Source organism: Ruegeria sp. YTSC002 (assembly GCF_059609845.1).
In genome coordinates this window covers 195140-205531 of the sequence record NZ_JBXWML010000007.1, presented here as the reverse complement: position 1 = coordinate 205531, position 10392 = coordinate 195140, and the positions used below count along the sequence as shown (strand labels likewise).

At 59.0% G+C, this 10392-nt stretch carries 13 protein-coding genes; 7 read left to right on the top strand and 6 right to left on the bottom strand.

Going from position 1 to position 10392, the window contains the following annotated elements:
* Window positions 1–364: 364 nt before the first annotated feature.
* Window positions 365–1552 (bottom strand): Zn-dependent hydrolase, encoded by a 1188-nt coding sequence (locus tag AC2FFD_RS15030; protein WP_480685896.1) that lies wholly within the window; start codon window positions 1550–1552, stop codon window positions 365–367.
* A 136-nt stretch (window positions 1553–1688) separates the two neighbouring features.
* Between AC2FFD_RS15030 and AC2FFD_RS15025 the strand changes: the two genes are divergently transcribed.
* From AC2FFD_RS15025 to AC2FFD_RS15010, 4 genes are read left to right on the top strand one after another with little or no spacing between them, the layout of a single operon-like run.
* Complete coding sequence (locus AC2FFD_RS15025; RefSeq protein ID WP_170346653.1) at window positions 1689–2339, top strand: histidine phosphatase family protein; 651 nt, start codon at window positions 1689–1691, stop codon at window positions 2337–2339.
* Between the two features lie 18 nt (window positions 2340–2357).
* On the top strand, window positions 2358–2972 hold the full coding sequence (locus tag AC2FFD_RS15020; RefSeq protein ID WP_496873477.1) for a glutathione S-transferase family protein: 615 nt from the start codon (window positions 2358–2360) through the stop codon (window positions 2970–2972).
* A 14-nt stretch (window positions 2973–2986) separates the two neighbouring features.
* Window positions 2987–4042, top strand: a complete 1056-nt coding sequence (locus tag AC2FFD_RS15015; protein ID WP_496873476.1) for a saccharopine dehydrogenase — start codon at window positions 2987–2989, stop codon at window positions 4040–4042.
* Between the two features lie 3 nt (window positions 4043–4045).
* Complete coding sequence (locus tag AC2FFD_RS15010; protein WP_496873475.1) at window positions 4046–5188, top strand: saccharopine dehydrogenase family protein; 1143 nt, start codon at window positions 4046–4048, stop codon at window positions 5186–5188.
* Between the two features lie 91 nt (window positions 5189–5279).
* Here AC2FFD_RS15010 and AC2FFD_RS15005 read toward each other — a convergent pair whose 3' ends face one another.
* From AC2FFD_RS15005 to AC2FFD_RS14990, 4 genes are all read right to left on the bottom strand, one after another.
* Window positions 5280–5483: a DUF1127 domain-containing protein gene (locus AC2FFD_RS15005; protein WP_257599476.1), complete on the bottom strand. Its 204-nt coding sequence runs from the start codon at window positions 5481–5483 to the stop codon at window positions 5280–5282.
* Between the two features lie 60 nt (window positions 5484–5543).
* Window positions 5544–5771, bottom strand: coding sequence for a YjiS-like domain-containing protein (locus AC2FFD_RS15000; RefSeq protein WP_496873474.1), 228 nt, complete (start codon window positions 5769–5771; stop codon window positions 5544–5546).
* A gap of 238 nt (window positions 5772–6009) precedes the next feature.
* Entirely contained in the window at window positions 6010–6327 is a 318-nt protein-coding gene (locus AC2FFD_RS14995) for a DUF3775 domain-containing protein (RefSeq protein ID WP_152459349.1), read from the bottom strand.
* 41 nt (window positions 6328–6368) lie between these two features.
* On the bottom strand, window positions 6369–7187 hold the full coding sequence (locus AC2FFD_RS14990; protein ID WP_496873473.1) for a DUF1365 domain-containing protein: 819 nt from the start codon (window positions 7185–7187) through the stop codon (window positions 6369–6371).
* A gap of 146 nt (window positions 7188–7333) precedes the next feature.
* Here AC2FFD_RS14990 and AC2FFD_RS14985 point away from each other — a divergent pair, with 146 nt between their 5' ends.
* From AC2FFD_RS14985 to AC2FFD_RS14975, 3 genes are read left to right on the top strand one after another with little or no spacing between them, the layout of a single operon-like run.
* Window positions 7334–7990 (top strand): sigma-70 family RNA polymerase sigma factor, encoded by a 657-nt coding sequence (locus AC2FFD_RS14985; RefSeq protein ID WP_425080001.1) that lies wholly within the window; start codon window positions 7334–7336, stop codon window positions 7988–7990.
* A gap of 10 nt (window positions 7991–8000) precedes the next feature.
* Window positions 8001–8651 (top strand): ChrR family anti-sigma-E factor, encoded by a 651-nt coding sequence (locus tag AC2FFD_RS14980; RefSeq protein ID WP_496873472.1) that lies wholly within the window; start codon window positions 8001–8003, stop codon window positions 8649–8651.
* A gap of 46 nt (window positions 8652–8697) precedes the next feature.
* Window positions 8698–9102 carry a hypothetical protein gene (locus AC2FFD_RS14975; protein ID WP_170346663.1) on the top strand — a complete coding sequence of 135 codons (405 nt, stop codon included), beginning with the start codon at window positions 8698–8700 and terminating at the stop codon, window positions 9100–9102.
* Between the two features lie 3 nt (window positions 9103–9105).
* Here AC2FFD_RS14975 and AC2FFD_RS14970 read toward each other — a convergent pair whose 3' ends face one another.
* A complete protein-coding gene (locus AC2FFD_RS14970) occupies window positions 9106–10335 on the bottom strand; it encodes a DNA recombination protein RmuC (RefSeq protein WP_224858362.1) in 1230 nt (409 codons plus the stop codon).
* Between the last annotated feature and the right edge of the window lie 57 nt (window positions 10336–10392).

The window sequence follows — 10392 nt, the reverse complement described above, 5'->3', positions numbered from 1 at the left end:
CACCCAGCAAAATCAACCATCTTGCCGCCAAGTGCGACGTGAAGGTCATACAAGGGCGTGCGCTTCGGTGTGGTCATGATCCGGTCCAACTTCCGATTATCCAAAGGTCAAAATGCATAACCGTCAGTCTGCCCCAAGCCGCATAGAATGCAATGATTCCACCCGGTTTTTAGTGAAACACCGATCCGAAGAAGAGGCGGTATACAGACGCATGCATCATGAATGTTCCTATAGGAAACTTTTTTCCGTTAGGCAACAACCCTCGTTTCCATCGCGTAAAATTCCCGGCGTCCTGCCGGATGCCGGGGGGGATTTCACCGTCTATGCAACACCTTCCTCGCGATTTTTTGTTGCAAAGTGGCGTTTAGACAGAGAGGGACCGTACGGCACGCACCAGAACTTCGAGCCCCGCAATCAAATCGACCTCTGCCGTATCTTCTGCAAAATCATGGCTGATTCCGTCGATCGAGGGCGTGAACAGCATCGCGACCGGCATCAGGCGCGACACGTTGGTGGCATCGTGCAAGGCCCCCGAAGGCATTCTGCGCCACCGACCCGGTGCAACCTGTTCCGCACCGCGTTCAAGAGCGCGGCGCAAGGTTTGATCCATGGCGACGGGATCCAGCCCCAGCATGGGACCGTAATCCAGGCTCATCCCCATTTGCTCAGCGGTTTCTTGTGCCGTCGCCCGAATGATTTCCTCCATCCGGGCCAAACGGTCTGCATCAGCATCGCGCCATTGCATCGAGAACCGAACCCGTCCCGGTACGATGGACGATGCGTTTGGATGCAGGTCGACCCGCCCGATGGTCCAGACAGTCTGCGGGGTGACAACATTGCGAAACCGCTCATTGAGCCGGGTGTTGAACAGGGACAGGGCCTGAAATGCGTCGCGCCGCAGGTGCATGGGGGTGGTGCCGGCGTGGTTCTGCTGACCTTCGAAGGTGATCGGCATATCGCGGATGCCAACGATATCGGTGACGACTCCGATCTGGTCTCCGGACGCGTCCAGAGAGGGTCCCTGTTCGATATGCATCTCTATGAAGCCGTTGAAACGGGACGGGTCCACGAAGCCCCGGGACAAGTCTGCCATGGAGGATCGGGCCTGGCCAAAGCTGACACCGGCCCCATCCATCAACACATCGGCTTTTTCCAGAGACACCCCGCCCGACCAGACAGCAGAACCGGTGGTCACACCAAACCGCCCCTCTTCGTCCTGAAAGCTGACGACCGAAACGGGCCGGTCGCTGGAACGTGCGATTTCCAGCGCGGCAATGACGCCAAGGGCGCCGTCCAGCCAACCGCCTTCGGGCTGACTGTCGGAATGTGATCCCATCAGCAGCGAAGGACCGGACGCCAATCCGAACAGGTTTCCCACCGGGTCAAACTGCGGGGTCAGGCCCGCTTCGCGCATACGTCCGGCAAGCCACTGGCGCGCGGCGATATCCGCGTCGGAATAGGCGGGGCGGACAACCCCCTTGCCCACACCCGAGGCACCGAATTCACGCAACTTATGCAGGTCGGTCAGAAAACGCGTGTGATCGACGGTCATAAACCCCTCCGAAGGCTTGTACGGGGCGAACCATAGCCAGAAACAGAAAAGGGGCGAGGTTTTTTTCGACAGGCGTGAAACCCCTCTGGCACAGGAGGGGAACCTGCCCTAAGACTTCGGCGCAAGAGGGACCGACATGTCACATATCACATTGGTGCGTCACGGGCAGGCGAACACAACGGCGCGAGACGAGGCAAGTTACGATAGGCTCAGCGACTTGGGGCATCAGCAGGCGCGCTGGCTGGGGGCGCATCTGCGTGATACCCGCAGCCACTATACCCGGGTCTATTGCGGGACCCTGACCCGCCACGCCGAGACGGCGGCCAGTATGGACTTGCCCAATCCAATTCGTGACGCGCGACTGAACGAGATCGAGTATTTCACGCTGGCGCAACTGTTCGAGGACCAACACGGTGTTGCGATCCCCACGGACCGCGAAGGTTTCGTCGAACATCTGCCCAAAACCTTTGCGGCCTGGGCCAACGGCGAAATCGAGAACCCGCCCGAAACCTTCGAAGAATTCGAGACGCGCGTGCGCGACGCGCTGCACGAGATCGGAACCGAGGGCGGACCGGCCATTGTCGTGACCTCGGGCGGGTTGATTTCGATGGTGGTGCGGCAGGCGATGGGGTTGGATATCCCGTCAATGGCACGGGTGGCCCTTGCGATCATGAACACGTCGATGCATCGTCTGCATCCGATTGGTGCTCAGCTGAGCCCGGTTCTTTTCAACGCCGTTCCGCATCTGGAAGCACCTGATCGGCAGTTCGCGCAGACCCACCTGTAACCAGACCGGAGACGCCTGATGCAGCTTTACTATGCACCCCGAACCATCTCGGTCGCTGTTGCGATCGCACTGGAAGAGGCCGGGCTGGAATACGAAGCGGTCAAGCTCGACTTCGCCGGGGGTGAACAGACGAAACCGGCCTACAAACAGATCAACCCCAAGGGCCGCGTTCCGGCACTGGTCGTTGATGGAGGCATCCTGACCGAGACCGGGGCATTGCTGGAATTTGTCGCCGCCAAAGCCCCCGAGGCCGGCCTGGTGCCGACCGACCCGGTGATGGCGGCCCGGATGCGTGAAGTGATGTTCTACCTTGCCTCGACCATGCATGTGAACCACGCGCACAAATTGCGCGGGCACCGCTGGGCCGACAAGAAATCCAGCTGGAAAGACATGAAAGACAAGGTCGCGCAGACGATGACCGCATCATGCGATTATATCTCGTCGAACAGCCTGCGTGGACCATTCGTGCTGGGCGAGGCGTTCTCGCTGGCCGATGCTTACCTGTTCGTGGTGTGCAGCTGGCTGGAAGGCGATGGCGTGGACGTTTCGGCCTTTCCCAAAATCGTCGCCTTCCGTGAGGCGATGGAGGCACGCCCTTCGGTTCAGGCGGTGCGGGCCGCCGGAATGCTCTGACAAAAGGAAGTAAGATGACACATCTCTGGGTCCGGGCAGAACAGCGCCCGAACGAAGAACGGGTTGGGCTGACACCGGAAGGCGCCGCCGCACTGATCGCGGCCGGCATCCGCGTGACGGTCGAGGAAAGCCATGCCCGCGCCATCCCGATCGACGGCTACAAGGACGCAGGCTGCGAGATCGCGCCCGAGAATTCCTGGCCCGAGGCCCCGCTGGACGCGATCATCTTCGGCCTCAAGGAACTGCCCGACGACGGCACGCCCCTGCCCCACCGCCACATCATGTTCGGCCATGCCTTCAAGGGCCAGCATTCGGGCCGGACTCTGCTGGAACGGTTCAAGGCCGGCGGCGGCACGCTTTATGATCTGGAATACCTCGTGGATGAGGATGGTCGCCGGGTCGCGGCATTCGGCTATTGGGCAGGCTACGCGGGCGCGGCGGTGACGCTCAAGACCTGGGCGGCGCAGCAACGGGGCGGGATCTGCGGCCCCGTCGGCGTCTATCCCGGCAAGGACGCGCTGAACGCCGAACTTCTGGCAGAATTGGACGCCACCGGCGCACCCCGCCCCCGCGCCATCGTCATCGGAGCTTTGGGCCGTGTGGGCACCGGTGCCGCAGACCTGTGTGAGGCAATGGGCGTCGCAGTCACCAAATGGGACATGGCCGAGACGGCCAGCGGCGGACCGTTCCCCGAAATCCTTGACCATGATCTGTTCCTGAACTGCATCTTCGCGCGGCCCGGAACGCCTGTCTTTGTCCCGCGCGAGGCGTTGACCGCCCCGCGCAAGCTGACCGCCATCGGCGATGTGGCCTGCGACCCTGACAGCGACTACAACCCGGTGCCCGTCTATGACCGCGCCACCACATGGGAAGAACCCGCCCTGCGCGTGGCCACCGACCCGGTGATGGACGTGATGGCGATCGACAACCTGCCGTCGATGCTGCCGGTCGAAAGCTCGGAAGACTACGCGGCGCAGCTTCTGCCGTCCTTGCTGACCCTGACCGATCTGGACAGCGGTGTCTGGGGTCGGGCAGAAGCAACTTACAAAACGCATATTGAAGGACTCTGAACGATGACCATTCATTGGTGTGGCACCGGCCTCTCGGCCATTCCCGGCCTGCGTCGCCTGATCGAAGGTGGCCATAAGGTCACCGTCTGGAACCGGACAATCGAAAAGGCCAGGGCCGAGGTCGGAGACCTGACCGACGACATCCGCGCCTTCGACATCGACGCGCTTGGCGCCGTATTGGAGAAGGGCGATGTGATCGTCTCGATGCTGCCGGGCGACTGGCATGTGCCGCTGGCGGAACTGGCGATCGAGAAGGGCGCGCATTTCGTCTCGTCCTCGTATATCGCGCCCGAGATGCGCGCGCTGGATGACAAGGCGCGCGAGGCCGGTGTCGCACTGGTCAACGAGGTCGGGCTGGACCCGGGCATCGATCACCTGATGGCACATGCCCTGATCGACGACTACCGCGGCTCGGATGCGTTCGACCCGGAGAACCACCTGAGCTTCATTTCCTATTGCGGCGGCATTCCCAAGAACCCCAACCCGTTCCGCTATAAATTCAGCTGGTCGCCGCTGGGCGTTTTGAAAGCGCTGAGGTCGCCGTCGAAATCGATCCGCGATTACGCGCCGCTGGACGTTGCCCGCCCCTGGGATGCGATCAGCAGCTACATCGCCCCGCTGCCGACACCGGAAAGCTTCGAGGTCTACCCGAACCGCGACTCGATTCCCTTCATGGCGCAGTACCATTTCGAGGATCACTGGCCGGTCAAGGAATTCGTCCGCGGCACCCTGCGCTTGAACGGCTGGGCCGACGCATGGTCGGATGTGTTCACCGAGATCGAAACCCTGTCCGGCCCGGAAGGGGATGCGCGTCTGAAAGAGATGTCGGACCAGTTCTGGGAGGAAAACGCCTATGACGAAGGCGAGCCTGATCGCGTTGTGTTGTGCGTGGGGTTGAAGGCCGAGAAAGACGGTATCCCCGTCTGGCACAAGACCTATGTCATGGATGCCTGGGGCGACGCGCGTGGCACGGCAATGGCGCGTCTGGTGTCGATTCCGGTCTCACTTGCCGTCGAGGCCGTATTGAACCGCGCCATCCCGGCCGGGGTTCACGCGGCCCCGAGCGATCCAAAGCTGGTGCAGGGATGGATGGCTGAAATCGACAAGCTGGCCCAGCATCTGCAAATCGTCGATCATACGGCCTGAATTCAAAAAAGCCATTCCAGACTGTCTGGAATGGCTTTCATTGTTCTACATTACGCATGTTGTCCTCGTTCGGGTTTCCCTCACCCGGCCTTCAGATATACCGCTGGATGGTATCTTCGATATCACTGCGGTTGATACCCAGCTCGGACAACTGATGATCGGTCAAAGCATTCAGATGCTGGGCTGCGCGGACGATATCAGGGCTGATCGAACGGATTCGCATGGCACGGTCGAACAGCAAAAGCGCGCTGACAGCCGGAGCCGGTTCATTGGTGGGCGGTATGGCGTCGAACATTCTGGTAACCTCGCTGACAGGCTTTTGGGGGATTGTTTTCAGTTCACGCTGAATGCTTGATCACTGCCGGTATGGCTTGTTGTGATACACATTTTCATATGCGCGTCTTTTGATCTGATCCCGCTGGATGCCGATGTCGGCCAGTTGCACGTCATCAAGCTTTTCCAGATCCCGCACGGTTTTCGAAAGAATCCGACGGCGGAAATGTTCGACCTTTGCTTCCGCATAGTTTGAAAACAGACCGTCAAGCAGGCCACCCCGGCCTTCGAATGTTTGTGTATGTGACATGTCTTTCTCCTCCTGAACTCAATGTCTTTGTCTTCCTGACATCAAATTTGGGAAGCCTGCCTTAACGTTGCAAAACCGGATCATTAAGGTTTGTTAAGACTGGTATGGAGCGAAAGTTACGGCTGGACCGACGCGTTGATTGCAAACTTCGATCCAGGCCCGCGACATGTCCTTTCAAGGGCGGATCAAGATAACGCGAATATCGACCCGTCGCAGAAAACGCCCCTATGCAGGCAGGTCACATCAGATCGTTTTCGACGTCCTCGGCCGAAATCCCCAGCGCATCCAGGCCATTTTCAAGGTGGTCGGACATGTGCGGAGTGCCGATCAGATAGTCAGCACAGGGGGTCGAGGCCTCGGCCTTGGCAGTCGCAATCGCTTCGGCCAGATCCTCGGGGAAAAAGCTTTCGCGGCCGATCCACATGATGGCAACCAGTTCGGCTTGCTCGTCTTCGCTCATACGTTCGATGAAGGCGCGCATTTCACCTTCTGCCCGGTTCAGCTCGCGCCCCATCATGGCAATCTGAGCGACCTTTCTTGCCGATATTTCCAACATGGATCATGTTCCTCGTGTTCGCGGTTGTCATGCCATCACAATCACCGAACACCAGCCGAGTCTTTGATCTTACGCAAACAACGGCCCTCGTGCCGCGCCCGTGAAACAGGTTCGTCCGGTACCGGTTGCCTGCGAAACGGGCGAAAGGTTGCTTTTTTCAACCACAGCCTGAAAGCCTGCCAGACGATCAGTGCAAAGGTTCTCCGGGCGCCGAATGGCCGTCGCAGCAAGGACCACAGGATCACCCGGTTGGTCAGGGGTTGCCGCGGTCCGGTCAGCGTCGCGATCAGCCCACCATCAGCGCGGCCGTAATCAATCCATACACCGACCCGATCCGGGCGATAGTCGAAGCGGAACGTATAGCTGCCTTCGATTTTCTGAAACGGTGAGACATGCATCAGCTTGTCCGCCACCACCCTGTCAGTCGGTTCGATGACCGAGAAATCAGGTTTGTGACACAGGTAACTGTGACGGGTGCCATAGGTATTGGTGACCTCGGCCACCACGGCATACAGGTGATCGCTGTCATTAAAACAGAACCAAAAACTGACTGGATTGAAAACGTGCCCCAAAACACGGGGTTGCGTCAGCAACTTGAAACGCGCCGGTTGTTGCACCGACATTTCATCAAATCGCGCACGTAGCCAAAGCGCGCCTTCGCCCCGACCTGGCTCTCCCCCATGATCTCTGGTACGCCAGTTCGTTACGTTTGCGCGATCAACCGAAAACAGAAAAGGGGTGTTCAGCTCTGCTTCGGGATCCAGCAGGATGTAATCTACCGAGTATCGGAATGCATTTTCAATCGCACCCTTGCGCCCGTGAAAGGTATGACCCGCGATATGGTCTATTTCCTGCGTCATCCGCTGCTTTCTGGACTTCCCGTAAACGCCTTGAACTGCACTGATTTCCTTCAGATGCTGGTAATTCTGATACGGCAATTTGCACAATTTGGATCATAATGTCCCGATAAAGTGATCCGGCTTGGGGAACGCGCCGTAATGAGGTTATGTTTACCGAGATTGATACCGTGACCTTGGACGAACCTGCGGCTGAACCGGCCGTCCTTCAGCCTCGGCGCGAAAAGAAACGCATCAAGGGTAGACGGGTGAACGGAAGAAACGGCAGGCGCGAGACCAGAACCGAATGGGTGGATCACGTCAGGCGCATCCGCGAGGCGCAGGATCAGGCGGCTTTTGCCGAACTGTTCCAGCATTTCGCGCCACGAATCAAGGCGTTCCTGATGAAGTCAGGATCAGACGCCACGATGGCTGAGGAGTGCGCCCAGGAGGTGATGGCGACCTTGTGGCACAAAGCCCATCTGTTCGACCCGACGCGGGCAACGGTGGCCACCTGGGTGTTCACCATCGCTCGGAACAAGCGCATTGACGTTCTGCGAAAGCAACGCCGCCCCGAACCCGAAGAACTGTGGTGGGGTCCCGAGGCCGAGCCTGAACAGGACGATGTCATCATGCTGCAACAGGAAACCGCGCAGCTGCGCACCGCTTTGACAGCGTTGCCGGACGCGCAGAGAGAGCTGATCGAAAAGGCGTATTTCGGTGATCTGAGTCATCGGGAAATTGCGTCTCAGACCGGGTTGCCCCTGGGAACGATCAAATCACGAATCAGGCTGGCGCTGGACCGCTTGCGCCATGCGATGAACTGAGATGAGTACGATGAGTAAATCGATCAAACATCACCTGACAGATGACCTGCTGATGGCATATGCCGCAGGCAATCTGCCCGAAGCCTTCGACCTGATGGTCGCGACGCACCTGTCGCTGTGCGACCATTGCCGTGCGCGGGCGGAAAGCTACGATGCCGTGGGCGGGCATGTTCTGGAGGAACAGACGGACTCCATCGCCATGAGTGATACATCTCTGGCCTCTACTATGGCGTTGATCTCCAAAGGCGCGCCAGCGGCCAAACCGGCGCGTCCGAACTGCCCGGTATTGCCGGCCCCGTTGCAGGATTATGTCGGCGGTACGGTTTCAGATATCCGCTGGAAACCGATCGGCATGGGCGTAAAGCAAGCCATCCTGCCAACCACAAGCGAGGCCTCGGCCCGGTTGCTGTTCATTCCCGCCGGAACGGCTGTACCAGATCATGGCCACAACGGGATAGAATTGACGATGGTGCTTCAGGGCGCATTCTCGGATGAAGTGGATCGCTTCGCCCGTGGCGACGTCGAGATCGCGGACGAGGATCTGGAACACACGCCCGTGGCGGACATTTCGGAAGACTGCATTTGCCTGGCGGTTACCGATGCACCGTTGAAATTCACCAGGTTGATGCCGCGCCTGTTCCAACCCTTCCTGCGCATCTGAGTTTGCCTACGGGGCCCGCGAACGGCGTGTTTTGAAAGGAATGATCATGTTCGGAAGACTTCTTGTATCCGTCCTTCTCGTTGCAGTCGCGCCCGTCGTCTCGGCCCAAATGTCGGCCGAGGTTCAGTTTCAGCCCGGCAATTATGGAACGATGGTCAGTGGGACCATCTCAGGAGATGCGTACTTCGACTATACGCTTGGCGCCAAAGCCGGACAGGAGATGTTTGCCGATCTTCAAGTCAGCGACACCAATGGTAATGGCGTGATCTATTTCAACATCCTGCCGCCGGGCAGCGATGGTGTGGCGATCTACAACGGGTCGATTGACGGCAATACGGCCCGGATCACCCTGCCCGACGATGGTGACTATACGATCCGCGTCTATCTGATGGGCAATGACAGGGATACCGGTAAAACCGTGGGGTACAATCTGGACCTGTCCATCCAATAGATTTCAACCTTCGTGTCGAGCAAGGGGCACAACGCCGGTTTCGGCCTTGGTCTCGATTTCTTCAAAGTCGAAATTGTCCAGACGCTGCGCACGTCGGCCAGCCTTTTCGGCGCTGATCTTGATTTCCGAGATATCCTTGGCCGCCTGCCCGAAATGACGATCCAGGTTCGAGACGCGATCACCCAGGCGGTCCACATCCTTGTGCAGCAGCCCCAACTCTTTGCGGATTGCACCGGCCTGTTCGCGCATACGCGCATCTTTCAGGATCGCCCGCATGGTATTCAGCGTGGCCATGCATGTCGTCGGGGACACGATCCAGACCCGCGCGGCGAACCCTTCACGCACGACATCGGGCAGACGCGCGTGCAGTTCGGCATAAATCGCCTCGGAAGGCACGAACATCAAGGCACCGTCTGCGGTTTCCCCGTCCAGTATGTATTTTTCGGAAATCGCCTTGATATGCACTTTCACCGCAGCACCGAAGGCCCGCAGGCATCTATCCACATCCGCCTTTGTCTGCGCAGCGGCCAGCGCCTCGAAATCCTCCAACGGGAATTTCGCGTCGATCACGATCGGTCCGGGCGGGTTCGGCAGGTGAATCAGGCAATCCGCCCGCCTGCCGTTCGACAGAGTGGCCTGCAACGAATAACTGTCAGCGGGCAGCGCCTTGGACACGATATCGTTCAGCTGGATTTCCCCGAACATCCCGCGCCTTTGCTTGTTTGACAGGATATCCTGCAAAGACAGCACATCGCCCGACAGTTTGGTGATATTGTCCTGTGCCTTGTCGATGGCGGCCAGACGTTCCTGCAACTGGGTCAGCGAGGTCGCCGTCTGTTTCGACGATCCATGCAACGTCTCTTTCATCCGTTCCTGCATCTCGGCAAGCGCACGCGCCGATTTCATCGCATTATCCGCCAGCCGGTCATTCATCTGTTGCTGGACCGAAGCCAACCGCGCCTCGACCGTCTGAATCACCTGCATCTGCGCGTTGGCCTGAGTGTCCGAGACATGCTGAAGGCCGCCGCGCAACTGTTCCTGGCCCTGGCCCAGTTGCTGGACGTGCTGACCCAGATGCGCCATCTGCCGCGCCAGAGGTTCCGCCATCCGGGCCGAGCGGTTGGCCGCCCGCAACGACAGGAACAGCAGCAGCAGAATCAACGCCACCACACCACCCACGGTCAGAATCACGGGATCATTCAACGCCATTTCAGTGCCTGCAATCTGGATCATGGGGGTCAGTTTGTTCTCGTTTTGTTTCTATCTTGTTAAACCGTGTTTGAAACCAGA

Bases quoted from the DNA above. Each gene is read 5' to 3' on its own strand.
- AC2FFD_RS15030 (WP_480685896.1), bottom strand. From the start codon at position 1,552: ATGACCGTCGATCACACGCGTTTTCTGACCGACCTGCATAAGTTGCGT.
- AC2FFD_RS15025 (WP_170346653.1), top strand. From the start codon at position 1,689: ATGTCACATATCACATTGGTGCGTCACGGGCAGGCGAACACAACGGCG.
- AC2FFD_RS15020 (WP_496873477.1), top strand. From the start codon at position 2,358: ATGCAGCTTTACTATGCACCCCGAACCATCTCGGTCGCTGTTGCGATC.
- AC2FFD_RS15015 (WP_496873476.1), top strand. From the start codon at position 2,987: ATGACACATCTCTGGGTCCGGGCAGAACAGCGCCCGAACGAAGAACGG.
- AC2FFD_RS15010 (WP_496873475.1), top strand. From the start codon at position 4,046: ATGACCATTCATTGGTGTGGCACCGGCCTCTCGGCCATTCCCGGCCTG.
- AC2FFD_RS15005 (WP_257599476.1), bottom strand. From the start codon at position 5,483: ATGTTCGACGCCATACCGCCCACCAATGAACCGGCTCCGGCTGTCAGC.
- AC2FFD_RS15000 (WP_496873474.1), bottom strand. From the start codon at position 5,771: ATGTCACATACACAAACATTCGAAGGCCGGGGTGGCCTGCTTGACGGT.
- AC2FFD_RS14995 (WP_152459349.1), bottom strand. From the start codon at position 6,327: ATGTTGGAAATATCGGCAAGAAAGGTCGCTCAGATTGCCATGATGGGG.
- AC2FFD_RS14990 (WP_496873473.1), bottom strand. From the start codon at position 7,187: ATGACGCAGGAAATAGACCATATCGCGGGTCATACCTTTCACGGGCGC.
- AC2FFD_RS14985 (WP_425080001.1), top strand. From the start codon at position 7,334: ATGTTTACCGAGATTGATACCGTGACCTTGGACGAACCTGCGGCTGAA.
- AC2FFD_RS14980 (WP_496873472.1), top strand. From the start codon at position 8,001: ATGAGTAAATCGATCAAACATCACCTGACAGATGACCTGCTGATGGCA.
- AC2FFD_RS14975 (WP_170346663.1), top strand. From the start codon at position 8,698: ATGTTCGGAAGACTTCTTGTATCCGTCCTTCTCGTTGCAGTCGCGCCC.
- AC2FFD_RS14970 (WP_224858362.1), bottom strand. From the start codon at position 10,335: ATGATCCAGATTGCAGGCACTGAAATGGCGTTGAATGATCCCGTGATT.